Raw genomic sequence first — 24,147 nt, 5'->3', positions numbered from 1 at the left:
CTGCGATCTTTTGACTTTGCGCTTTTAAGATCAAAAGCAAGATCAAAAGATCGCAGCGTGCCGCAGCTCCTACAAGAGTCGAGTTAGTTGTTCGGTTTTTGTGTTGTGTTTTTTGAATAAAAAGAATGGAGTTGTACCGATGAAAATGTTTGGCAGGACTCTGCTGACACTGTCCTTAATGGGCGCAATCGTCATGGGCGCCCAGGCCAACGACAAAGTGCTGCGTGTTTACAACTGGTCCGATTACATCGCGCCAGACACCGTCAAAAAGTTCGAAGACGAGACCGGCATCCGCGTGACCTACGACGTCTTCGACAGCAACGAGACCCTTGAAGCGCGCTTGCTGGCGGGCAAATCCGGCTACGACATCGTCGTGCCGTCCAACAGTTTCCTGGCCAAGCAGATCAAGGCTGGCGTCTATCAGCCGCTGGACAAATCGAAGCTGCCGAACTGGAAGAATCTCAACCCGGTGCTGCTGAAAAATGCCGCCGCCAGTGATCCGGACAACGCTCACGCGTTCCCGTACATGTGGGGCTCGATCGGCATCGGTTTCAACCCGGCCAAGGTCAAGGAAGTACTCGGCGCCAACGCTCCGACCAACTCCTGGGACTTGCTGTTCAAGCCAGAAAATGCTGAAAAGCTGAAGGCCTGCGGCATCAGTTTCCTCGACTCGCCGACCGAAATGATCCCGGCCGCCCTGCACTACCTGGGTTACCCGGTGAACGACAAGGACAAGGCGCACATCATGGAAGCCGAAGCGCTGTTCATGAAAATCCGCCCCAACGTGGCGTATTTCCATTCCTCGAAGTACATCTCGGACCTGGCCAACGGCAACATCTGCGTGGCGGTCGGTTACTCCGGTGACGTCCTGCAGGCCAAGGCCCGCGCGGCGGAATCGGGCAATAAGGTGAAGATCGACTACAGCATTCCCAAGGAAGGCGCCGGCAGTTTCTACGACATGGTCGCCATCCCGCGTGATGCGGCGAACGTCGACAACGCGTATCTGTTCATGGACTTTTTGATGCGTCCGGACATCATCGCCGAGATCACCAACAGCAACGGCTACAGCAACGCCAACTCGGCGGCGACGCCATTGGTCGACGAAGCGATCCGCAACGACCCCGGCTCGTACCCCTCGCAAGCGGTGATGGCGACGCTGTATGCGGTGCCGGATCAGCCGATTGCGACCCAGCGGATCATGACTCGCGGCTGGACGCGGGTGAAACTCGGCAAGTAACCACTACCCAGTGTAGGAGCTGCCGAAGGCTGCGATCTTTTGATCTTTAAAAGCAAAAGATCGCAGCCTTCGGCAGCTCCTACAGTGGAATTGTGTGGTTTGAGAATTATTGCTTTTCCGTTCGCGCAGCGCCTTACCACCGCTGCACCTTGCATATGAACGGCCTCACCTGGCTCCCTCGGCTCAGGTGAATTTCAGGCGCCCTCGGGCGCCTTTTTTTGTCGCTCAGGTCAGTGGCCAATCCTGCAGCATCCGGTAGCGGCCCTTGTGCGATTCAAACAACGCAAAGCGCTCGGCACGCAGGAAAAACTCTGGCGGCGTGGCCGATTCCGGCTCCGGCGCCCGGTAGTCACGGGCCAGTGTCAGGTGCGGACGAAACTCATGGGCCGTCTCTTCAAAACCGAATGGCAGCATCGCCTGTTCAAGCCCATAGGCTAATCGCAGCAACGCTTGCGGAGCCTGATCCGGCGCCAATGCCAACACCCCGGCACGGTGCCAGACCTGCAGGCGATCCAGTGAAATCTGCAACGTCTCCCCCGGCGTGCCCACTTTGCCTGCCGCCTCACAGACTCCGCCGAGCTGCGCCAGCGGCACTGCGCCGAGAAACAGCAGCGTCAGATGAAAGTTGTCCGCCGGCACTGGTTTGCCGGTTCTCAGGCCCAACTCCGCGCGCCACTGGGCTATTGCCTTGCGCTGTGCCGGCGGGCAGTCCAGCGCAAAAAACAGGCGTTTGGAGGGTACATCCCTGTACGCGTCATCGGTCATGGCCGGGCTCCTTCGTTTTTCGTGATCGGCTTGATTCTACACAGCCTGATCTGACGACTCGCGACACCGGTCTATAGTTCAAGGATTGCCATCAACCGGAGGCCGCCATGCGCGAGGTCCTCAGCAAAGAACCGTGGTGGGCACGACCACCACATCCCGGGCAGGATGAAGCCGAGCTGGAATGGGGCTGGCTGGTGCATTACAGCGAAGGTGAGCCACGTTTTGAATTCGTCCACGAACGACCCACGGACGAGCAGATCCGCAACCGAAAAGGCTGCCGAATCACCCCCTCTGCAGAGTAAATACATCCCCTGTAGGAGTGAGCCTGCTCGCGATGGCGGCATATCTGTCACTGTAGCTGTTGGATGTGCCGACGCCATCGCTGGCAAGCCAGCTCCCACAGAGATTTTGATGGATTCTGTATTTTCGTGAACACCCGAAAAACCTGTGGGAGCTGGCTTGCCAGCGATAGCGGTGGGTCAGGTGACATTTGTGATCACTGACACATTGCAATCGCGAGCAGGCTCACTCCTACAGTGGATTTATTCAGGTTCGATCAGGTACTGGAAGCCGCCGAAGATCATCCGCTGTCCATCAAACGGCATCGGGTTGACGTCCGGTTGCATGCGCGGGTCTTCCATCATTTTCGCCATGCCGGTATCGCGAGTGGCCTTGTCGGGCCAGATCAGCCAGCCGGACGCGACGGTTTCATCGTCCTTGAGTTTTACCGCCATCGGGAACGAGGTGAGCTTGCCGTCCGGCACATCATCACCCCAGCATTCGGCCACGCTCAGGGCGCCGTATTCCTTGAAGATCACTGCTGCGATTTCAGCGTGCTTTTTGTACTGCTCGCGATTGGCGGTCGGGACCGGCGCTACAAAAATGTCGATGTAAGCCATGATCATTCTCCTGGTACGCTGGGTTCGATCTGCTGGGTAGTCGATTCCGGCGGACGCCATTCGACACGATTCGCCCCAAACCCGACCGACGGCTCATCAAGCCCACCGAGATTGCGCTCGACCTGCCCGGCCATGTGCAGCGTGCCGGCCATCACGCCAGTGGTCGGGTTCTGCACCAGTTTCAGCCAGGCCTTATCGAAAGTGTTGCCCAGGCTGCGGCGTATCAGCGCCTCACTGTCGGGCCGGTCGTTGGCCTGGAGAATCGCGCGGATGCCCATCACGCCGACGGAAATCATCGCCCCGGCCAGTTTGCCCGCCGCTGCCGCGACTGCACTGGCAGCACCACGCGGGGCCATTTCCGCCTCCATTCGCTGGCTCGCCCGCTTGGCGACAGGTGCCATGCCGGCGTCGGTCGACGCGATGCCTTTGGCGCCGCCGTCGGTGTGAATCTTGTCGATCAGCGCCGCGTACGCCGGCAGGGTGTTCAACGGTTCGGTGCTGATGACTTTGTACAGCGAGGCATCCCGCGCCGGCGGTGGTCCGAGGGCAATGGCCGGGATTTTCTGCAAACGGCCGTTGAGCTGGGCAACGGGCACGCGGTGACGCTGGGCGATGAGCGGCATCTGCCGAGCCATCAGCTCTGCATAGAACGCCGTGGCCTGGCCCAGGATCGCATCCGGATCAACCTCCACCGCGACCGGCGCAAGTACCCTTTTCTGATACTGATCAAGCAGATACGTCGCCAGGCGCTTGGCCGAAGCATCCTGCTCGCCACCGGCGCTGATCGTGTACCAACTGACCTTCATCGACAGCCATTCCTGGGTCCAGTAGCTGCTGAACCACGGGATGAAATTTTCTTCAGTTTGCTGATAGACGCGAGTGCGCCAATGTTCCATCGAGCCCCGGGCGAACAACTTGACCTGCTCGGTGGCTTGTTGCGAGGCGCTGACGATTTCGCGGTCGATCTGTTGCCAGGTTGCGGGCGACACCACGACGGCTGGAGCAGCAGTCACCGGAGCCCGGGGCGACGTGGTGCAACCGGCCAGCAGAAACAGTGCGGCGACGACCAGCGCACGCAGGTTCACGGTGGGGGCGTCCTTTTGAGGAGGGAGCAGATTTGAGTATAGGTGGGTCAGTCAGCGGTGTTGCTGGATGTTCCGGCCTCATCGCTGGCAAGCCAGCTCCCACAGGTTTCGCGTCGTTCCTGAATTTGTGTTCACCGAAGATCACTGTGGGAGCTGGCTTGCCAGCGATGAGGCCAGCCAAAGCGCCGCAAAACTCGACCATCAATGCCGTCGATATTCACCATTGCGACGATCACCTTCCGTCTGCCGCCCAAGCAAGGCACGATGGCCACATCCGAACCGCAACGAGGAGTTCACATCATGATTCACACCATCGCACTCTCCGTGAGTTTCCCGGTGTTCGGCAGCAACTACTACGACCAGCAACCTGTGTCGCACAAGGCACAATCACTGGTGTTCAACGAAGATTTCGTAGATCTGCTGATGCCCGCCGCGACCAATCATTTCAGCAATGAAGTGGTCGGCATCAACGATCAGTTCCGCTTTCTGAGCGACATTCTCGCCACCCATTTGCTGGATCTCGAGGCCTCTGTGCCTGCGCGTTCCCGCGTCCAGGCGAGCGCTCGTTTTATTTGATGACTAAGGGCCAATGATCGAGGGCGTTCCTTTGCGGGAACGCCCTCTTTGTGTTCAATCATCATCCCGATCTCGGTGATAGCGACGGCGGTTGTTGGCGGTTTGCTGATGAGCTATTCGATCCCGCAGCGCCTACAGGGAAGCGTGTCCATTTGATGATTCATGAGCTGAGCAAATAACTCTATAGCGAAAATCCGCAAAAACCTTTTCCTCCCTCCAGCGGTCACTCCTAGACCGAGACTGGCAAACATGCCGGCATGCCCCTATGGGCCTTTCGCAAACCTGCCGCCTGATTGAGAGAAATAGGAATCGAACCATGCCGATTTCCCGACGTAAATTTTTGATTCTCGGCGCCGTGACCGCAACGGCGTTCGCGATGCCGCCATTCATCAGCCTCAAGGCCTACGCCGCCAACCTGGAGCAACCGGCCATGAACAAAGTGACCATTCAAGTCAATGGCAAGCCCCAGTCCCTTGAAGTCGACAACCGCACCACCCTGCTCGACGCCTTGCGTGAACACCTGCACCTGACCGGCAGCAAAAAAGGCTGCGACCACGGCCAGTGCGGTGCCTGCACGGTGATCGCCGATGGTCGGCGGATCAACTCATGCCTGACGCTGGCGGTGATGCACGAAGGCAGTGAGATCACCACCATCGAAGGCCTCGGCATGCCGGACAACCTGCACCCGATGCAAGCCGCGTTCATCAAGCATGATGGCTATCAATGCGGTTACTGCACGCCGGGGCAGATCTGCTCGGCAGTCGCCGTTATCAAGGAAATCCGCGACGGCATTCCCAGCCACGTCAGCCCCAGCCTGACCGAGTCGCCACAACTGATCGCTTCCGAATTCCAAGAGCGCATGAGTGGCAATATCTGCCGCTGCGGCGCCTACTCGAACATCATCGAAGCCATCACTGAAGTCGCGGAGGTGCCGGCATGAGACCGTTCAATTACAGCCGTGCCGACTCCCCTGCCGCAGCGGCGCAAGCGGCGCAGATCGAAGGCGCGAAGTTCATCGCCGGCGGCACCAACCTGCTCGACCTGATGAAACTCGACATCGAAACCCCGCTGCACCTGATCGACGTCAATCACCTGGGCCTGGACACGATCGAAGCCACGCCCGAGGGCGGTTTGCGCATCGGTGCGCTGGTGCGCAACACCGATCTGGCGGCCGACGCCCGGGTCAGAAAAGACTATGCGCTGCTGTCCCGCGCCCTGCTCGCCGGTGCTTCCGGGCAGCTGCGCAACATGGCGACCACCGCCGGCAACCTGTTGCAGCGCACCCGCTGCCCGTACTTCTACGACACAAATCAGGCCTGCAACAAACGCAATCCAGGCAGTGGCTGTTCGGCAATTGGCGGGGTCACCCGGCAGCTGGGGATCATCGGCGTCAGCGACGCCTGTATTGCCACGCATCCGAGCGACATGGCGATTGCGATGCGCGCGTTAGATGCGCAGATTGAAACGGTGAAACCCGACGGCAGCACCCGCAGCATCGCCATGGCCGATTTTCATCTGTTGCCAGGCAACACGCCGAACATCGAAACCAGCCTCGGCGCCGGCGAATTCATCACGGCCGTGACGTTGCCTGCGCCGGTGGGTGGCACGCACATTTATCACAAGGTACGCGATCGCTCCTCTTACGCCTTTGCCCTCGTGTCCGTGGGTTTGATCCTGCAAAAGGACGGCAGCGGCCGCGTCGCGGTCGGCGGTATTGCGCCGAAACCGTGGCGCGTGGAAGCGGCTGAAGCGCTGCTGCCCCAGGGCGCGAAAGCCGTCAGCGAACGCTTGCTCGACGGCGCCACGCCGACCCACGACAACCAATTCAAACTGACCCTGGTCGAGCGCACGCTCGGCTCGGTGTTGGCGCAAGCGAGGGATGAAGCATGAAATTCGACACGCCCGCCACCACCAATCCGATCGATCAATTGAAGGTGATCGGCAAGCCGACCGATCGCATCGAAGGCAAGCTGAAAACTTGCGGCCAGGCGCCTTACGCTTACGAACAACATGAAGCCGTGGCCGATCAGGCCTACGGTTTCATGGTCGGTTCGGCTATCGCCAAGGGTCGCATCAGCCACATTGATCTCGCCGACGCAAAAGCTGCGCCCGGCGTGTTGGCCATCGTCACCGCCGACAATGCCGGCAAACTTGGCAAGGGCCAGTACAACGCGGCGCACTTATTGGCCGGGCCCGAGGTTCAGCACTACCACCAGGCCGTTGCACTGGTGGTTGCCGAGACCTTCGAGCAGGCCCGTGCCGCTGCACAATTGGTCAAGGTCGATTACGTCGCGAGCAAAGGCGAGTTCGATCTGGCCAGCGTGCGTGACCAAGGCGTCGAGCAGAAAGAAGAAATGCCCGACGTCACCCACGGCGATTTCGCGACAGCGTTCGCCGGTGCCCCGGTGCAATTCGACCAGACCTACACCACCCCCGACCAGTCCCACGCGATGATGGAACCCCACGCGACCCTGGCCGCGTGGAAAGGCGACCAACTGACGCTGTGGACGTCGAACCAGATGATCGCCTGGAGCGTCGGCGACATTGCCGAAACCCTCGGCCTGCCCAAGGAAAAAGTCCGCTTGATCTCGCCCTACATCGGCGGCGGTTTCGGCGGCAAACTGTTCATTCGCGCCGACGCGATCCTCGCAGCCCTCGGTGCGCGCATGGCCGGCAGACCGGTGAAAGTCGCCCTCGCCCGCCCACAGGTCGCCAACAACACCACGCATCGCCCCGCCACGATCCAGCGTATCCGCATGGGCGCCACGGCGGACGGCAAGCTCACCGCCATCGCGCATGAAGGCTGGTCGGGCAATCTCGCGCAGGGCAAGGTCGAAGTCGCGGCGCAGCCGAGTCAGTTGCTGTACGCGGCGCAAAATCGTCTGGTCACCATGCGTCTGGCGCCGCTGGATCTGCCTGAAGGCAACGCGATGCGTGCCCCCGGTGAAGCGCCGGGATTGATGGCACTGGAAATCGCCATGGACGAAATGGCCGAACAGCTCAAACTCGATCCCGTGCAGTTCCGCATCCTCAACGACACCCAGGTCGACCCGGTGAAAACCGAGCGCCCGTTCTCGCAACGACGCTTGATCGAATGCCTGCAAACCGGCGCCGAAAAATTCGGCTGGGACAAGCGCAACGCCAAACCCGGCAGCCGTCGCGAAGGTCGCTGGCTGATCGGCATGGGCGTCGGCGCGGCGATCCGCAACAATCTGCTTATGAAGTCTGGCGCGCGGGTGCGGCTCGAGCGTGATGGCAAGATCACTGTAGAAACCGACATGACCGACATCGGAACCGGCAGCTACACGATCATCGCGCAGACCGCCGCAGAAATGATGGGCGTGGACATCGACAATGTCGTGGTACGGCTGGGCGATTCCAATTTCCCGGTGTCGGCGGGTTCCGGCGGTCAGTTTGGCGGCAATTGCTCGACTGCCGGCGTGTATGCCGCGTGCGTGAAATTGCGTGAGGCGATCGCCGGCAAATTGGGCCTCGCGGCTGATCAGGCGGAGTTTGTCGACGGTCAGGTGCGGGTCAGCGGCAAGAGTGTGGCGCTGCGAGAGGCGGCAAAAAATGGTGAGGTGGTGGCTGAAGACAGCATCGAATTCGCCGACCTCGAAAAGCAGTATCAGCAGTCAACCTTTGGCGCGCACTTCGTCGAAGTCGCGGTGGATGCGGCGACGGGTGAGGTTCGTGTGCGGCGGATGCTCGCGGTGTGCGCGGCCGGGCGGATTCTCAATCCGAAAGCGGCGCGCAGTCAGGTGATCGGCGCGATGACCATGGGCGTTGGCGCGGCGTTGATGGAGGAGTTGTCGGTCGATAAAAAACTCGGTTTCTTCGTCAACCACGATCTGGCCGGATACGAAGTGCCGGTGCATGCGGACATTCCGCATCAGGAGGTGATTTTCCTAGATGAGACCGACCCGATTTCCTCGCCCATGAAAGCCAAGGGTGTAGGTGAGTTGGGGATTTGCGGGGTGAGTGCGGCGGTGGCCAATGCGATCTACAACGCCACCGGAGCACGGGTGCGGGAGTATCCGATCACGCTGGACAAGATTCTCGAATCCTTGCCGGCGATGATCTGAAAACCTGAAGAGCCCCTCACCCTAACCCTCTCCCATAGGGAGAGGGGACCGATTCGGGGATGTTGAAGGGATACACCGACTTGAACGTTTAGCTGTGAATCGATAATCGACACCGTGCTTTCAGGTCGGTGCATAGCGGCAGACACCTCGATCGGCCCCTCACCCTAACCCTCTCCCACAGGGAGAGGGGATGTTCGAGGGATATACCGACTTGAACGTTTAGCTGTGAATCCATAATCGACACCGTGCTTTCAGGTCGGTGTATAGCGCAAGACAACTCGATCGGCCCCCTCTCCCTCCGGGAGAGGGCTGGGGTGAGGGTCATCGGGCTACTCGATGCGCGGATATTGCGCCTCACTCACCTGCTCCATCCACTCCACCACACGACCGTCCAGCACCTCAGCAATGGCGATATGCGTCATCGCCGTCGTCGGTGCTGCGCCATGCCAATGCTTGGCCCCCGGTGCGATCCACACCGTGTCGCCAGGGCGAATCGCGCGAATCGGCTGGCCCCATTCCTGCACAAAACCTGAACCGGCTGTAACAATCAGCGTCTGACCCAACGGATGGGTATGCCACGCCGTGCGTGCGCCGGGCTCAAAGGTGACGGTGGCGCCGCTGACTCGCGCCTCGTCGGTGCCCTTGAACGGCGCATCGACGCGTACGGTCCCGGTGAACCAATCGGCCGGCCCCTTGGCCGAGGGTTGCGAACCGTTGAGGGTCACGCTCACACGCGTGGGTTCATTGGCTTGAACCTCGCCAGCGAGCAAGGAAAGGGTCAGCGCAGAGGCCGCAATCGGGTTCATGGCATTCTCCAGAAAAATGATTGAATCCCCCTGTAGGAGCTGCCGCAGGCTGCGATCTTTTGATCTTGACCCGCAGAAAAACAAGATCAAAAGATCGCAGCCTGCGGCAGCTCCTACAAGGAACATGCGTTTACCTTACCGGGCCGTACTGCTTAGATAATCGACTAGAATCTGAAAAAACTTATGCAGGAAACTAATCAATGCTTCGTGAAAACGCCAGCGACCTGCTCGCCTTCCTCGCGGTGGCGCGCGAGCGCAGTTTTACCAAAGCCGCGGCCAAGCTCGGCGTCTCGCAATCGGCGCTCAGCCATACCATTCGCGCACTGGAAGCACGCCTTGGCCTGCGTCTGCTGACCCGCACCACCCGCAGCGTCTCCCCCACCGAGGCCGGCGAACATCTGCTGCAAACCGTCGGCCCGCGCTTCGAGGAGATCGAGCAGGAACTCGCCGCCCTGAGCAACCTGCGTGAAACCCCGGCGGGCAAGATCCGCATCAGCGCCACCGACCATTCGCTGGACTGGCTGCTGCGCCCGGTGCTCAAGACATTCCTGCCGCAATACCCGGACATCGCCGTGGAGGTCTGCTGCGACTACGGTTTCGTCGATATCGCAGGCCAGGGTTTCGATGCCGGCGTGCGTCTGGGTGAAGACGTTGCCCAAGGCATGATCGCCACCCGCATCGGCCCGGACATGCGCATGGCCGTCGTCGGTTCGCCGGCCTACTTTGCCACTCGTTCAGCGCCAGACACCCCACGCGATCTGACCGGGCACGCCTGCAACAATCTGCGCCTGCCCACCAACGGCGGGCTGTACAGCTGGGAATTCGAAAAGGACGGCGAAAGCCTGAACGTGCGGGTGTCCGGGCAAATCACCTTGAATGGCGTCTATCCGTTGCTCGATGCCGCACTGGACGGCTTCGGCTTGAGCTACATCCCGGAAAACCTCGTCGCGCCTCTGCTGGCGGAAGGACGCCTGGTGCAGGTGCTGGCAGACTGGTGCCCGACGTTTGCCGGATATCACCTCTACTACCCGAGCCGGCGTCAAGCGGCACCGGCGTTTGCGCTGTTGCTGGAAGCGTTGCGATTTCGCGGTGAAAACTAACTTACCAACGCAATCAACTGATGACGCTGCGCATCGGTGAGCGTCGGCCCGAACCCGGCCTTGACGTTATCCGCCATGTAACGAGGATTACCGGTGCCGGGAATCACACAAGTGACCGCCGGGTGCGCCAGCAAAAACTTCAGCGCCAACTGCGGCCAACTGCTCACCTGCACATCCGACACCCACGCGGGCAGCGGCTTGCCCTTGAGCCGTGCCAACAACTCTCCGCCACCAAAAGGCCGGTTGCAAATCACCGCCACACCGCGCTCGCGGCACAGCGGCAGGATGCGTTTTTCCACGCCACGATCATCGAGGGCATAGTTGATTTGCAGGAAGTCCAGTTGCTCGGCTTTCAGCACTGCATCGACTTCGTCATAAGCGGACGACGTGTAATGAGTGATGCCGATGTAGCGAATGCGTCCCTGCTCCTTCCATTCGCGCAGGGTTGGCAGGTGGGTTTGCCAGTCGAGCAGATTGTGAATCTGCATCAGGTCGATACGCTCGGTACGCAACAGACTGAATGACTGCTCCATCTGCGCGATGCCCTCCTTGCGTCCCCGTGTCCAGACCTTGGTCGCCAGAAACGCCGGCGAACGTGGTTCGTGGATCGACAGCAGCTCACCGGTTGTTTCTTCGGCGCGGCCATACATGGGTGAACTGTCGACCACCGTGCCACCCTTGGCGAACAGTTCCTCGAGCACCACCGGCAGTTGCCGGTAGGCCGGATCCCCCGGCGCGACGTCGAAGCCGCGATAGGTGCCCAGGCCCACCACGGGCAGGGACTCGGAGCTTGATGGGATGGCGCGGGTCTGCATGGCTTGGCCTCCGGGAGCGGCGGACGACGTGGCGGTGGCCAACGCCCGATCAAAGGTGAACACCGCCGAAACGCCGGCAGCCAGCGTGAGCAATCGGCGACGGGAGTAACCCTCAGTGTGGCTCATGCTGGTTCCCCTGCTGCGTGGATCTGTTGCACGTTGTGTGCGCAGGCTGCCACTTGCATCCGCTGGACTACACTGCGACAGCAAACCTTCATACCCCGTTAAAAGTAGCCGAATGTCCCGAACCCTGATGTCACTCGTCGCATTGATCGTCGCCGCGTACCTGGTGCTGTGCGCGGCGCTGTTCGTTTTTCAGCGCTCGCTGATCTATTTCCCGCAGCCCGGCGCCGTCGATTCCCTGGATTCGCGGCTGAAACTATCGATGCCGGACGCGGATATCTGGGTCACAACCCGCGAACGCGTCGGCCCGCGTGCGTTGATCTATTTCGGTGGCAATGCCGAGGACGCTTCGCGCAATTTGCCGGAGTTCGCCCAAGCATTTCCCGAGTACGCGTTGTACCTGCTCAATTACCGAGGCTTCGCCGGCAGCGGTGGTTCGCCGTCCGAAGAGGCGATTGCCGAAGATGCCTTGGCACTGTTCGATCAGGTGTATGCCAGCCATGCGCAGATCGCCGTGGTCGGACGCAGCCTGGGCTCGGGTGTCGCCGTTCGCCTGGCCAGTCAACGTCCGGTGCAGCAGTTGATTCTGGTCACACCCTACAACAGCCTCGAAGAAATCGCCGCGCGGCAATATCCATGGGTGCCGGTGAAGTGGTTGCTCAAGGATCGCTTCGAGTCAGGCAAGTACGCCGCGCACATCCGCGTGCCGACATTGCTGCTGGCGGCGAGTGATGACGAGGTCATTCCCCGCGCCAGCACCGAGCGATTGCTGGGTAGTTTTCCCACAGGTGTTGCGCTGCTCAAGGTTGTGCCGGATTCGGGGCACAACTCGATTTCCGAGCGGGGGGAATATTTGCAGTGGATGGGGGATGTGTTGAATCGATGAGGGTTATCGGTTTGGGAGTTTTTGTTGTCAGGGCTGGCCCCATCGCTGGCAGCTCCCACAGGGTTCGGTTGTGCATCCGATTCTGGTAAACAACATCGAACCTGTGGGAGCTGGCTTGCCAGCGATGGGGCCTGCCCTCGCAACACCAAAACCGACGGCCTTGCACGATGGGTCCAGCGCGCAATCTTCAGGCAGCGACTTCACCCCCCGCCACCATCGCCGAAGCCGCCAGCATCGCCCGCAACAACACCGCACATCCCGCCGCCAGATCATCCGGTGCGGCGTTTTCGATTTCGTTGTGGCTGATACCGCCTTCACACGGTACGAAGATCATCCCGGCAGGCCCCAGTTCAGCGAGGAAAATCGCGTCGTGGCCGGCGCCGCTGACGATGTCCATGTTCGACAAGCCCAGACCCTTGGCGGCACTGCGCACGGCATCGACGCAGCCCTTTTCGAAGTACAGCGGCGGGAAGTCGGCTGTCGGGGTCAGTTCATAGGTCAGGCCGTGCTCTTCGCAGGTGGCCTCGATGACCTGCTTCACTTCGGCGATCATCGAGTCCAGGCGCGCCGGTTCCAGATGGCGGAAGTCGAGGGTCATGCGCACTTCGCCAGGGATGACGTTGCGCGACCCCGGATAGGCTTGCAGGCAGCCGACCGTGCCGCAGGCGTGGGGTTGGTGGCCGAGGGCGGCGCGGTTGACGGCGCCGACGATGACCGAGGCGCCGACCAATGCGTCCTTGCGCAGGTGCATCGGGGTTGGCCCGGCATGGGCTTCGACGCCGCGCAGCTTGAGGTCGAACCACTTCTGCCCCAGCGCGCCAAGCACCACGCCGATGGTTTTATGTTCATCTTCCAGAATCGGACCTTGTTCGATGTGCGCCTCGAAATAGGCGCCGACCTTGTGCCCGCTGACTTTGCGCGGCCCTGCATAGCCGATTGAATTCAGCGCTTGGCCAACGGTGACGCCATCGGCATCGACTTTGGCGAGGGTTTCTTCGAGGGTGAATTTTTCCGCGAACACGCCTGAACCCATCATGCACGGCGCGAAACGCGAGCCTTCTTCGTTGGTCCAGACCACCACTTCCAGCGGCGCTTCGGTTTCCACGCCGAGGTCGTTAAGGGTGCGCAACACCTCGACACCGGCGAGTACACCGAAGCAGCCGTCGAACTTGCCGCCAGTGGGTTGCGTGTCGATATGGCTGCCGGTCATCACCGGTGGCAGGCTCGGATTGCGCCCAGCGCGGCGGGCGAAGATGTTGCCGACCTCATCGACCGTGACGCTGCACCCGGCGTCCTTGCACCACTGCACAAACAGGTCGCGGGCCTGGCGGTCGAGGTCGGTCAGGGCCAGGCGGCAGACACCGCCCTTGACCGTGGCGCCGAGCTTGGCCAGTTCCATCAGCGACGCCCACAAACGGTCGCGGTTGATGTGCTGATGGGTCGATTGCAGAACGTCTACAGCTGCGTTCATGGGGTTCTCCTCAGGCTGCTTTTCTTATGGATATTGCTGTGGCGTTTGTGAGGCCGCCATCGCTGGCAAGCCAGCTCCCACAGGTATTTGAGTGAACACATATTTTGTGTACGACTTGATCTCTGTGGGAGCTGGATTGCCAGCGATGGGGCCCTGCCTCACACCGCCGATTTCACGACTGAAGGCTGCGCTCGCATCACGCACAACCCGTAATAAATGATTCCTCCCAACGCCGAGCCAGTGAACCAGCCGTAGCTGTAAAACCAGCTGAACGCATCACTGCCCAGCGACAGCAAGGTCAGCACCACCGGCACACCAAACGCGACGAACCCGGCCCAGTTCCACGCGGGGTAAACGTCGTCGCGATACAACCCGGCCAGGTCCAGTTTTTGTTTCTTGATCAGGAAATAATCCACCACCATGATCCCGGCGATCGGCCCGAGCAGGCTCGAATAGCCCAGCAGCCAGTTGGAATACACGGTTTCGAGGCTGACGTCGGAAACGATCAGACCGAGTTTTTTCAACAGCTCATGGGCCATCAACACCAGCCCCACCAGACCGGTCAGCAACACGGCTTTGGTGCGGTTGATGACCTTCGGCGCGATGTTCTGAAAGTCGTTGGTTGGCGAAACGATGTTGGCAGCGGTGTTGGTCGACAACGTGGCGATGATGATCAACGCCATCGCGACCGCGACCCATACCGGGCTCTGGATGTGGCCGATCAGCGTGACCGGGTCAGCAACCGTCACGCCGACCAGCTTCACTGACGCGGCTGTCATGATCACGCCGAGGGAGGCGAACAGGAACATGGTCAACGGCAGACCAATGATCTGCCCGACAATCTGATCCTTCTGGCTCTTGGCGTAGCGACTGAAGTCAGGAATGTTCAGCGACAACGTGGCCCAGAAGCCGACCATCGCCGTCAGCCCGGCAGCGAAGTAACTGACCACGCTTGCACCTTCAGGGCGTTTGGGCGGGATCGCCAGCAGTTCGGTCATCGACACATTGGGCATCGCCCACACCAGCAGGCCGATACCGACCGCGACCAGCAGCGGCGCGGACAAGGTTTCCAGCCACTTGATCGACTCGGCACCGCGGATCACCACCCATAGATTGAGTGCCCAGAACACCATGAAACCAATCACTTCGCCGGTGCCGCCAAGGGATTTCCAGCCCTCGAACACCGAGCCGAGAAACAGGTGAATGGCCAATCCGCCAAACATCGTCTGAATGCCGAACCAGCCGCACGCCACCAGCGCCCGGATCAGGCACGGCACGTTGGAGCCGAGAATGCCGAACGATGAGCGCAACAATACCGGAAACGGAATGCCGTACTTGGTGCCGGGAAAAGCATTCAGCGTCAGCGGAATCAGGACGATGACGTTGGCGAACAGAATCGCCAACAGCGCTTCACCGACGCTCAGGCCGAAATACGCCGTGAGCACGCCGCCCAGGGTGTAGGTCGGCACGCAGATCGCCATGCCCACCCACAATGCGGTGATGTGCCATTTGTTCCAGGTTCGTTCGTGCACCTTGGTCGGTGCCATGTCGTGGTTGTAACGGGGACTGTCGAGGACGTCGCTGCCGGCTTCAAGCTCAAACAAGCCGTCGCGCTCGGTCACTTGCGATCTGATCTGTTGCATGGCCGCTCCACTGTTCTTCTGATTATTTTTTTGCTCATCAGGCGGCTGGCGCATGGGGCGCGAGCCGGACGATGGCCGGAGGAACTGACAACTTTCATGCACCGGCCATGGTGTCAGCGGCGGCATCAATAAACGTGCCGGGTGTACCGCTCAGCGCTCGGGCCGTGCATTAAACGCATTGCAACTTTCTGATATTGCTCGATTTTAATTATTCACCGGGTGAGCCTTCGGAAACTTGTCTGGGCGCTCAGGCTAAACGCTTGGCTAGTTGTCCGAACAGACAGGACTCAAACTGGTGCACTGCACTTTTTTTGTTGATGAGCGATCAACCGCAGCTCAACTTCAAGCGGCTGATTTCACATAAGAAATCTTGACCATATTTCCATCCTGTCAAGTGCGTCAAAATGGTGAGCAGGCTCACCATTTTGGTGATTTTGATTGTTTTTCGTTAATTATCAGTAAGTTAATCAAGATATAAGCTTATAAAAAATAATCTTGATCTATTGTAAAACTGAGGCTAGTTTCTATTCCTGACAGCGATGACAGGAATACGCCCTTCGCCGCTGTACTTCAATAAAACATTTAGAACCGGCACAAGTCGGTCATGCCTGCGAGGAACTCGGAATGTCTCTGTTGATCCGTGGCGCCACCGTTGTTACCCATGATGAAAGTTATCGCGCCGACGTCTATTGCGCTGACGGCGTGATTAAAGCCATCGGTGAAAACCTTGATGTTCCCGCCAGCGCCGAAGTGCTCGACGGCAGCGGTCAATACCTGATGCCCGGCGGCATCGATCCACACACTCATATGCAACTCCCGTTCATGGGCACCGTGGCCAGCGAAGACTTCTTCAGCGGCACCGCTGCGGGTCTGGCCGGCGGCACCACGTCAATCATCGATTTCGTGATTCCCAATCCGCAGCAGTCGTTGATGGAGGCGTTTCATCAGTGGCGTGGCTGGGCGGAAAAATCGGCGTCGGACTACGGCTTCCATGTCGCGATCACCTGGTGGAGCGAGCAGGTACGCGAGGAAATGGCCGAGCTGGTCAGCCATCACGGGATCAACAGCTTCAAGCACTTCATGGCCTACAAGAACGCGATCATGGCCGCCGACGACACGCTGGTGGCGAGTTTCGAGCGCTGCCTGGAACTCGGCGCGGTGCCGACCGTGCACGCAGAAAACGGCGAGCTGGTTTATCACCTGCAACGCAAATTGATGGCCCAGGGCATCACCGGGCCGGAAGCGCATCCACTGTCTCGTCCATCGCAGGTTGAAGGTGAAGCGGCGAGCCGGGCCATTCGCATTGCCGAAACAATCGGCACGCCGTTGTATCTGGTGCACGTTTCGACCAAGGAAGCCCTCGACGAAATCACCTATGCGCGCAGCAAGGGCCAACCGGTTTACGGCGAGGTTCTGGCCGGCCATCTATTGCTGGATGACAGCGTCTACCAACATCCGGACTGGCAGACCGCCGCCGGTTACGTGATGAGTCCGCCGTTTCGTCCACGCGGCCATCAGGAAGCGCTGTGGAATGGTCTGCAAAACGGCAATCTGCACACCACCGCCACCGACCACTGCTGTTTCTGCGCCGAGCAAAAAGCCGCCGGGCGCGACGACTTCAGCAAGATCCCCAACGGCACTGCCGGCATCGAAGACCGCATGGCGCTGTTATGGGATGAAGGGGTCAATACCGGGCGTTTTTCGATGCAGGATTTTGTCGCGCTGACCTCCACCAACACCGCGAAGATCTTCAACCTCTACCCACGCAAAGGCGCGATTCGCGTCGGCGCCGATGCCGATCTGGTGCTGTGGGATCCGCAAGGCACGCGCACCATTTCCGCCAAGACCCACCATCAGCAGGTGGACTTCAACATCTTCGAAGGCAAGACCGTGCGCGGTGTGCCGAGCCATACCGTCAGCCAGGGCCGGGTGGTCTGGGCCGATGGCGACTTGCGCGCCGAACGGGGTGCCGGACGGTACATCGAACGACCGGCGTATCCGGCGGTGTTTGATTTGCTGAGCAAGCGGGCTGAGTTGCATAAACCGACTGCTGTGAAACGCTGAAATCCAGGCCTTCGGCCTTCGCGAGCAGGCTCGCTCCCACATTTGAAATGCTTTCCCCTGTGGGAGCGAGCCTGCTCGCGAAGAGGCCAGTCCAGGCAACACAAAAACCAATGCCCATCAGAGGCAGCACCTCAAATAACCGTGAGGCCATAACCCGTGATCGAGACCCTGAACCATCTCCCCCACCCGCACGAAAGCGCGGCCGCCCTCGCCGGTCATTTCAGCGATCTGGCGCCGCCGCTCAATGCTCGCCAGGCCCATCTGGAAGCGTCGCGTTGCCTGTATTGCTACGACGCGCCGTGCGTCAATGCGTGCCCGAGCGAGATCGATATTCCCTCATTCATCCGCAACATCCATCAGGACAACGTGCCCGGTGCTGCGCAGAAAATCCTTTCGGCGAACATCCTCGGCGGCAGTTGCGCGCGGGTCTGTCCGACCGAAATCCTCTGTCAGCAAGCCTGCGTGCGCAACAACGCCCAGGAATGCGCACCGGTGCTGATCGGCCTGTTGCAACGCTACGCCGTGGACAACGCGCACTTCACCGAACACCCGTTCCAGCGCGCCGCTGCGACCGGCAAGCGCATCGCGGTGGTGGGCGCCGGGCCGGCGGGTTTGTCCTGCGCCCATCGCAGCGCCATGCACGGTCACGATGTGGTGATTTTCGAGGCGCGGGAAAAGGCTGGCGGGCTCAATGAATACGGGATCGCCAAGTACAAACTGGTCGACGATTACGCGCAGAAGGAACTGGATTTCCTCCTGCAAATCGGCGGCATCGAAATCCGCCATGGGCAAAAACTCGGCGAAAACCTGACCCTCAGTGAATTGCATCAACAGTTCGACGCGGTGTTCCTCGGCCTCGGCCTCAACGCCAGCAAACAACTGGGCCTGGCCCACGAAGACGCCCCCGGCCTGCTCGCGGCCACCGACTACATCCGCGAACTGCGTCAGGCCGATGACCTGACGCAACTGCCGCTGGCCGAGCGCTGCATCGTCCTTGGCGCCGGCAATACCGCGATCGACATGGCGGTGCAAATGGCTCGCCTCGGTGCCCGTGATGTGAATCTGGTGTATCGCCGCGGCGCAGCGGACATGGGCGCCACCGGCCATGAGCAGGACATCGCCAAAGCCAATCAGGTGCGCCTGCTGACCTGGGCGCAACCGGAAGAGGTGCTGCTCGATGATCAGGGCCGCGTGCGCGGCATGCGTTTCGCCCGCACGGATCTGGTCGACGGGCGTCTGCAAACCACCGGGGAAACCTTCGACCTGGCGGCCGATGCGATCTTCAAAGCCATCGGTCAATCCTTCGACGGCAGCGCCCTCGCCGACCCGATGGCCCGTGAACTCAAGCGTCAGGGCGAACGGATTCAGGTTGATGAAAACCTGCGCACCAGCATTCCCGGCGTGTATGCCGGTGGCGACTGCACCAGCCTCGATCAGGACCTGACGGTGCAAGCGGTGCAACACGGCAAGCTCGCCGCCGAGGCGATCAACGCTCAACTGATGCTTAACGTGGAGGCTGCGTAAATGGCCGATCTCTCGATAGTCTTCGCCGGCATCAAAGCCCCTAACCCATTCTGGCTGGCCTCCGCGCCGCCGACCGACAAAGCCTACAACGTGGTTCGCGCCTTCGAGGCGGGCTGGGGCGGCGTGGTCTGGAAAACCCTGGGCGAGGACCCGGCGGCGGTCAACGTATCGTCGCGTTACTCGGCGCACTACGGCAACAACCGCGAAGTGCTGGGCATCAACAACATCGAGTTGATCACCGACCGCTCGCTGGAGATCAACCTGCGCGAAATCACTCAGGTGAAAAAGGATTGGCCGGACCGGGCGATGATCGTGTCGCTGATGGTGCCGTGTGTTGAGGAATCGTGGAAATACATTCTGCCGCTGGTGGAAGCCACCGGGGCCGATGGCATCGAACTCAACTTCGGCTGCCCCCACGGCATGCCGGAGCGCGGCATGGGTGCGGCGGTCGGTCAGGTGCCCGAGTACGTCGAACAAGTGACGCGCTGGTGCAAGACTTACTGCTCGCTGCCGGTGATCGTGAAGCTGACGCCAAACATCACCGACATCCGCGTCGCCGCCCGCGCAGCGCATCGCGGTGGCGCGGATGCGGTGTCACTGATCAACACCATCAACTCGATCACCAGCGTCGATCTGGAACACATGGTCGCCCTGCCCACCGTCGGCAGCAAGAGCACCCACGGCGGTTACTGCGGCTCAGCGGTGAAACCGATTGCGCTGAACATGGTTGCGGAAATTGCCCGCGATCCACTGACCCAAGGCCTGCCGATCTGCGGCATCGGCGGCATCGGCAGTTGGCGTGATGCAGCGGAATTCATGGCGTTGGGCAGCGGCGCGGTGCAGGTGTGCACGGCGGCGATGCTGCATGGTTTTCGGATTGTCGAGGAGATGAAGGACGGTCTGTCACGATGGATGGACAGTCAGGGTTACGCCAGCATCGCCGAGTTTTCCGGGCGTGCGGTGGGCAACACCACGGACTGGAAGTACCTGGACATCAACTATCAGGTGATTGCGAAGATCGATCAGGAGGCTTGCATTGGTTGCGGGCGTTGCCACATTGCTTGCGAGGACACTTCACATCAGGCGATCAGCAGTGTTCGCGAGGCCGATGGCACGCATAAATATGAAGTGATCGATGATGAGTGCGTCGGCTGCAATCTGTGCCAGATCACCTGCCCGGTAGCGGACTGCATCGAGATGGTGCCGATGGAGACGGGCAAGCCGTTTCTGGACTGGAATCATGATCCGCGGAATCCGTATCACGTTGCCGTCTAGGTCATCTGCAGATCCAGGAGCCCCTCACCCTAACCCTCTCCCAAAGGGAGAGGGGACTGATTGGGGGATATTGGCGCTATACACCGACTTGAACGATTTGCTGCGAATCCATAATCGCGTTGGTATTTCAGGTCGACGTAGCTCGCCAGACACCACGGTCGGCCCCCTCTCCCTCCGGGAAAGGGCTGGGGTGAGGGTCAGCTTTTGATTTAGGGCTCCAACCCGATCCCGCGCAAAATCACACTCGTCACCGTCTGCACCGCCCGCTCGAATTGCATATCCGACAACGGCTGGTGATCGTTCAGGATATTCACCTGATGATCAAAGTCGGCGTAATGCTGGGTCGACGCCCAGATCATGTACAGCAGGCTCGACGGCTCAACCGGCAAGATGCGCTTGTCTTCAACCCACTGACGGATCTTCGCTTCCTTCATCTTCGCCCAGTCATACAGGCTGACATCCAGCGCCTCACCCAGCGTCGGCGCACCATGAATGATTTCATTGGCCCAGACTTTCGAGCCATACGGCCGGCTGCGCGAGTGGTTCATCTTGGCGCGGATATAGCTGCTTAGCACCACCCGCGGGTCATCGAACATCTCGAAGCACAATGCGTCCTGCTTCCACACTTCCAGCAGATCAAACAGCACCGCGCTGTACAACTCACTCTTGGTGCTGAAGTAGTAATGCAGATTGGAACGCGGCAGTTGCACCTCCGCGGCAATGTCGGCCATGGCGGTGCTGCCGAAGCCTTTTTCGGCGAAGACCTTTTCCGCGCCGAGGAGGATTTTTTCGACGTTACTGCGGCGAATCTCGATCTTGTGATTGCCCATGTGGGCTCCCTGACAACAACGTTTTCGAAGACTGTTGGTCAATGCGGCTGGGTATTCCCCGCCGCCGTATCAATACTTACCACCACCGACATCCCCGGCCGCAATCTTTCTTCTTCCTGCTGATCGGGATCAATGGTGATGCGCACCGGCACTCGCTGGGCGATTTTGACGAAATTGCCTGTCGCATTGTCCGCCTGCAACAAGGCAAATTCAGAACCGGTGCCCGGCGAAATATGCTGCACATGCCCGGTGAATTTGCGGTGGTTCAACCCGTCGACGGTGAAGTGCACCGGTTGCCCGACCCGCACGTTGTTCATCTGGGTTTCCTTCATGTTGGCGATCACCCATTTCTGGTTCGGCACCAACGCCATCAACTGCGCCCCGGAGTTGACGTAAGCGCCGAGACGCACGCCGATCTGCCCGAGCTGGCCGTCGCGCGGGGCGACGATGCGCGTGTTCGACAGGTCGATCCGCGCCAGTTGCACGGCGGCGTCGGCGCTGGCGACAGCGGCCTCGAGTGAGCCGCGATTGACGATCACCGTTTGCAGGTCCTGACGGGCGATTTCCAGATTGGCCTTGGCCTGGGCGACGGCCGCGATACTTTGCGCGTCGGCCGCCAGTGCCACGTCCATCTCACGTTTGGACACCGAGCCGTCTCTCACCAGTTCCTTGTTACGGCGCAGATCGGCCGCACTTTTGCGTAACTGCGCTTCGCTGTCGGCGACCACTGCCTGACGCAACTTGATCGTCGCTTCGGCGCTGTTGCGTTGCTGCACCACGTTGGCCAGGGCGGCCTTCTGCACCGCCAGTTGCGCCAGCGATTGGTCGAGGCGTTGCTGATAGATGCGGTCATCCAGACGCACGAGCAGATCACCGGCCTTCACGAACTGGAAATCCTGCACCGGCACTTCATAAACATAGCCCGCGAGCTGGGGGCCAATGATCGTCACCTGCCCGCGCACCAGGGCGTTTTCAGTGGTCTCGACGGCACTGCTGAACGGCGGCAACTGCCAGGCATACAGCACGATCAATACGCCGACAATGGCAACCGCGGCAAAACCCAATGAAGAGATGATCCGTACTCGCAGTGAACGCGGTTCGGTGCCTGGCGAGGATGGCGGCGCAACGCCTTCCGGGGTGGCGGCGATGGCATTGGTGGTTGTGGTGGTCGGTTCGGTCATGAAGTTGTGGCACCGCTGGAAGATACGGGAGGCGCAGGGGCGACGGCTTTGGTGGTGCTCATCAGCCACAGTGCGCGAATGGAAATCCAGATCATGGTCAGCACCGCGATCACCGCGATAAGCATGAACACATCGTTATAGGCCAGCACGTTGGCTTCGCGCGTCGCGGCATTGGCCAGGCTGCGAATCCCGGCCAGATTGCGCAGGCTCGGGTCGGCCAGTAGCGAGCCGTACGCCGAGCCGCCGCTCTGCACCCGCGCGGCCACTAACGGATCAGACAACGTCAGGTGCTCGACGATGTGGCTGGAATGAAATTTTTCCCGGACGATCTGAAAGGTGCCGAGCAGCGCCGCGCCGATCAGGCCGCCGAGGTTATTGCAGATCCCGAACAGCACGGAAAAACTCACCAGATTGCGTGGATTGGTCAGCACATTGCGGGTGCCGAGAACCATGGTCGGGCCGAGGAAAAACGTACTGCCGAACGCCAGCAAAAACTGGCTGAAATACATGTTTTGCGGACGGGTCAGGTTGTTGGAGAAACTGTCCATCACCGAGCCTGTGGCCATCAATGCCAGCGAAATAATCAGCGGCATGAGCAGGTGTTTCGGGTTGATCGTCAGCGCACTGGTCAACAACCCGGCGACGCTGCCGATCATCATCACCACGTAGAGGCTGTGCAACTGCTGACTGCTCATGTTGAGGTTTTGCATGAAGCCGACCGCACCGGTGGATTGCTCCGAGGTGACCATGCGAATCAGGATCACCGCCAGCGCCAGACGAATCATCACCCCGCTGCCGAGCCAGCGCGTCATCAACAACGGGTTGCTGCGGTTGTGTTCGATGGCCAGGCCGGTGAGGATCAACGCGATCGAACCGGCCAGGGCGACGCCGAGCCAGTCGGCCTCCAGCCACCAGTCGATGCGCCCCAGCGACAGCACCGCGCAGAGCAACGCCACACCGCTGGCCAGAATCGCGAAGGTGAGAAAGTCGAGTTTTTCGAAGGTCTTGAAGCGGTCTCCGGGCGGCAGTTTGAGCAGCAAAACACAACCCAGCGAAAGCAGTGCCATGCCCAATTCGAACAGGTACAGCCCGCGCCATTCGGCAATCTGCAACAAATCTTCGGAAAACAATCGCGCCAGCGGCAAAGCCAATTGCGAGCTGCCGAGGCCGAGCACCAGCGCTTTCATCCGCCATTTCGCCGGAAACGCCTGGACCATGTAATACAAACCCAGGGAGCTCAACGCCGCGCCGACCATACCGTGCGCCGCACGCACCGCCACTGCCGAGTTCAGATCGTTGACGAATAAATGGCCGAAGGTCACCAGCGCATACAGCACCAGAAACACCTCGGTGAACGCACGCAAACCGAACTGCTGACGAAACTTGACCAGCAGCAGGTTCATCGAGACGTTGGTCATCACATACGCCGCCGGCAGCCAGGCCATCTCCGCCGTGGTCGCACCGAGCGCGCCCTGCAGGTAAATCAGGTTGGCGACCACCAGCGAATTACCCAAACCGCCAGTCACCGCCACCAGCAAACCCACCAGCGCATAAGCCAGTCGCTTGGGATTGGAGTGCAGTGGCGTCGAGGGGGAACCGGGCAAACTGGGCTTCTCGTGAGGCTGCCAGTTGCGCGGGGCGTATTGATCCATTGAAAAGCCTTGTGCGGGAGATGAACGAAGTTTGCCGCAAAACCGCTGACAGCACATTCCATGGACAACAAAAAACCCTGTGGGAGCTGGCTTGCCAGCGATGAGGCCGGCAGATCCGGCATCTTTGTGT

21 protein-coding genes are annotated in these 24,147 nt (G+C 60.3%); 11 read left to right on the top strand and 10 right to left on the bottom strand.

Annotated elements, in window-relative coordinates:
• The first annotated feature begins 139 nt into the window (after positions 1 to 139).
• Positions 140 to 1,237 carry a polyamine ABC transporter substrate-binding protein gene (locus IEQ42_RS23030; protein ID WP_042558749.1) on the top strand — a complete coding sequence of 366 codons (1,098 nt, stop codon included), beginning with the start codon at positions 140 to 142 and terminating at the stop codon, positions 1,235 to 1,237.
• Positions 1,238 to 1,462: 225 nt separating this feature from the next.
• On the opposite strand, the gene thpR is transcribed toward IEQ42_RS23030, so the two are convergent.
• Positions 1,463 to 2,002 (bottom strand): RNA 2',3'-cyclic phosphodiesterase, encoded by a 540-nt coding sequence (thpR, locus tag IEQ42_RS23025; RefSeq protein ID WP_210705409.1) that lies wholly within the window; start codon positions 2,000 to 2,002, stop codon positions 1,463 to 1,465.
• A 107-nt stretch (positions 2,003 to 2,109) separates the two neighbouring features.
• On the opposite strand from thpR, the gene IEQ42_RS23020 reads away from it, so the two are divergent.
• Complete coding sequence (locus tag IEQ42_RS23020) at positions 2,110 to 2,304, top strand: hypothetical protein (protein ID WP_210705408.1); 195 nt, start codon at positions 2,110 to 2,112, stop codon at positions 2,302 to 2,304.
• A 240-nt stretch (positions 2,305 to 2,544) separates the two neighbouring features.
• On the opposite strand, the gene IEQ42_RS23015 is transcribed toward IEQ42_RS23020, so the two are convergent.
• Together IEQ42_RS23015 and IEQ42_RS23010 are read right to left on the bottom strand one after the other, a co-directional pair.
• Entirely contained in the window at positions 2,545 to 2,901 is a 357-nt protein-coding gene (locus IEQ42_RS23015) for a DUF1428 domain-containing protein (RefSeq protein WP_115146827.1), read from the bottom strand.
• A gap of 2 nt (positions 2,902 to 2,903) precedes the next feature.
• On the bottom strand, positions 2,904 to 3,986 hold the full coding sequence (locus IEQ42_RS23010) for a hypothetical protein (protein WP_210705407.1): 1,083 nt from the start codon (positions 3,984 to 3,986) through the stop codon (positions 2,904 to 2,906).
• A 300-nt stretch (positions 3,987 to 4,286) separates the two neighbouring features.
• On the opposite strand from IEQ42_RS23010, the gene IEQ42_RS23005 reads away from it, so the two are divergent.
• The 4 genes from IEQ42_RS23005 to paoC all read left to right on the top strand — a co-directional run bounded on the left by IEQ42_RS23005 (position 4,287) and on the right by paoC (position 8,647).
• A complete protein-coding gene (locus tag IEQ42_RS23005; RefSeq protein ID WP_210705405.1) occupies positions 4,287 to 4,562 on the top strand; it encodes a hypothetical protein in 276 nt (91 codons plus the stop codon).
• 316 nt (positions 4,563 to 4,878) lie between these two features.
• Entirely contained in the window at positions 4,879 to 5,502 is a 624-nt protein-coding gene (paoA, locus tag IEQ42_RS23000) for an aldehyde dehydrogenase iron-sulfur subunit PaoA (protein ID WP_232391917.1), read from the top strand.
• Complete coding sequence (locus IEQ42_RS22995; protein WP_210705401.1) at positions 5,499 to 6,452, top strand: FAD binding domain-containing protein; 954 nt, start codon at positions 5,499 to 5,501, stop codon at positions 6,450 to 6,452. Before paoA ends, IEQ42_RS22995 begins: the two co-directional genes overlap by 4 nt.
• Positions 6,449 to 8,647 (top strand): aldehyde oxidoreductase molybdenum-binding subunit PaoC, encoded by a 2,199-nt coding sequence (gene paoC, locus IEQ42_RS22990; RefSeq protein ID WP_210705399.1) that lies wholly within the window; start codon positions 6,449 to 6,451, stop codon positions 8,645 to 8,647. Before IEQ42_RS22995 ends, paoC begins: the two co-directional genes overlap by 4 nt.
• A 329-nt stretch (positions 8,648 to 8,976) precedes the next feature.
• Here the strand turns inward: paoC and IEQ42_RS22985 are convergent, their stop codons facing one another.
• On the bottom strand, positions 8,977 to 9,453 hold the full coding sequence (locus tag IEQ42_RS22985; RefSeq protein WP_210705398.1) for a (R)-mandelonitrile lyase: 477 nt from the start codon (positions 9,451 to 9,453) through the stop codon (positions 8,977 to 8,979).
• 200 nt (positions 9,454 to 9,653) lie between these two features.
• Here IEQ42_RS22985 and IEQ42_RS22980 point away from each other — a divergent pair, with 200 nt between their 5' ends.
• Positions 9,654 to 10,553 carry a LysR family transcriptional regulator gene (locus tag IEQ42_RS22980; RefSeq protein WP_210705397.1) on the top strand — a complete coding sequence of 300 codons (900 nt, stop codon included), beginning with the start codon at positions 9,654 to 9,656 and terminating at the stop codon, positions 10,551 to 10,553.
• Here the strand turns inward: IEQ42_RS22980 and IEQ42_RS22975 are convergent.
• Positions 10,550 to 11,494, bottom strand: coding sequence for an aldo/keto reductase (locus IEQ42_RS22975; RefSeq protein WP_210705396.1), 945 nt, complete (start codon positions 11,492 to 11,494; stop codon positions 10,550 to 10,552). The two genes, IEQ42_RS22980 and IEQ42_RS22975, sit on opposite strands and share 4 nt — an antisense overlap.
• Before the next feature lie 112 nt (positions 11,495 to 11,606).
• On the opposite strand from IEQ42_RS22975, the gene IEQ42_RS22970 reads away from it, so the two are divergent.
• The gene (locus IEQ42_RS22970; protein ID WP_210705395.1) at positions 11,607 to 12,377 is read left to right on the top strand and encodes an alpha/beta hydrolase; all 771 of its coding nucleotides are present in this window, start codon (positions 11,607 to 11,609) and stop codon (positions 12,375 to 12,377) included.
• A 187-nt stretch (positions 12,378 to 12,564) separates the two neighbouring features.
• On the opposite strand, the gene IEQ42_RS22965 is transcribed toward IEQ42_RS22970, so the two are convergent.
• Complete coding sequence (locus tag IEQ42_RS22965) at positions 12,565 to 13,848, bottom strand: Zn-dependent hydrolase (RefSeq protein WP_047300624.1); 1,284 nt, start codon at positions 13,846 to 13,848, stop codon at positions 12,565 to 12,567.
• 158 nt (positions 13,849 to 14,006) lie between these two features.
• Positions 14,007 to 15,491, bottom strand: a complete 1,485-nt coding sequence (locus IEQ42_RS22960) for an NCS1 family nucleobase:cation symporter-1 (RefSeq protein ID WP_210705394.1) — start codon at positions 15,489 to 15,491, stop codon at positions 14,007 to 14,009.
• A 624-nt stretch (positions 15,492 to 16,115) separates the two neighbouring features.
• Here IEQ42_RS22960 and hydA point away from each other — a divergent pair.
• The 3 genes from hydA to preA all read left to right on the top strand — a co-directional run bounded on the left by hydA (position 16,116) and on the right by preA (position 20,354).
• Entirely contained in the window at positions 16,116 to 17,555 is a 1,440-nt protein-coding gene (gene hydA, locus IEQ42_RS22955) for a dihydropyrimidinase (RefSeq protein ID WP_210705393.1), read from the top strand.
• A 156-nt stretch (positions 17,556 to 17,711) separates the two neighbouring features.
• Positions 17,712 to 19,079: an NAD(P)-dependent oxidoreductase gene (locus IEQ42_RS22950; protein ID WP_210705392.1), complete on the top strand. Its 1,368-nt coding sequence runs from the start codon at positions 17,712 to 17,714 to the stop codon at positions 19,077 to 19,079.
• Positions 19,080 to 20,354, top strand: a complete 1,275-nt coding sequence (gene preA / locus IEQ42_RS22945) for an NAD-dependent dihydropyrimidine dehydrogenase subunit PreA (protein WP_210705390.1) — start codon at positions 19,080 to 19,082, stop codon at positions 20,352 to 20,354. It begins immediately after the preceding gene.
• A gap of 209 nt (positions 20,355 to 20,563) precedes the next feature.
• On the opposite strand, the gene IEQ42_RS22940 is transcribed toward preA, so the two are convergent.
• The 3 genes from IEQ42_RS22940 to IEQ42_RS22930 are packed head-to-tail and all read right to left on the bottom strand — an operon-like array spanning position 20,564 to position 24,017.
• Positions 20,564 to 21,184 (bottom strand): TetR/AcrR family transcriptional regulator, encoded by a 621-nt coding sequence (locus IEQ42_RS22940; RefSeq protein WP_042559668.1) that lies wholly within the window; start codon positions 21,182 to 21,184, stop codon positions 20,564 to 20,566.
• A 38-nt stretch (positions 21,185 to 21,222) separates the two neighbouring features.
• Positions 21,223 to 22,365 carry an HlyD family secretion protein gene (locus tag IEQ42_RS22935; RefSeq protein ID WP_210705389.1) on the bottom strand — a complete coding sequence of 381 codons (1,143 nt, stop codon included), beginning with the start codon at positions 22,363 to 22,365 and terminating at the stop codon, positions 21,223 to 21,225.
• Positions 22,362 to 24,017: an MFS transporter gene (locus IEQ42_RS22930; RefSeq protein WP_210705387.1), complete on the bottom strand. Its 1,656-nt coding sequence runs from the start codon at positions 24,015 to 24,017 to the stop codon at positions 22,362 to 22,364. The genes IEQ42_RS22935 and IEQ42_RS22930 overlap by 4 nt, the downstream gene beginning before the upstream one ends.
• Between the last annotated feature and the right edge of the window lie 130 nt (positions 24,018 to 24,147).

Origin of the sequence: Pseudomonas iridis, assembly GCF_017980685.1 — a bacterium.
GTDB classification, from domain to species: domain Bacteria; phylum Pseudomonadota; class Gammaproteobacteria; order Pseudomonadales; family Pseudomonadaceae; genus Aquipseudomonas; species Aquipseudomonas iridis.
This window is presented reverse-complemented; position numbering and strand designations above follow the sequence as displayed.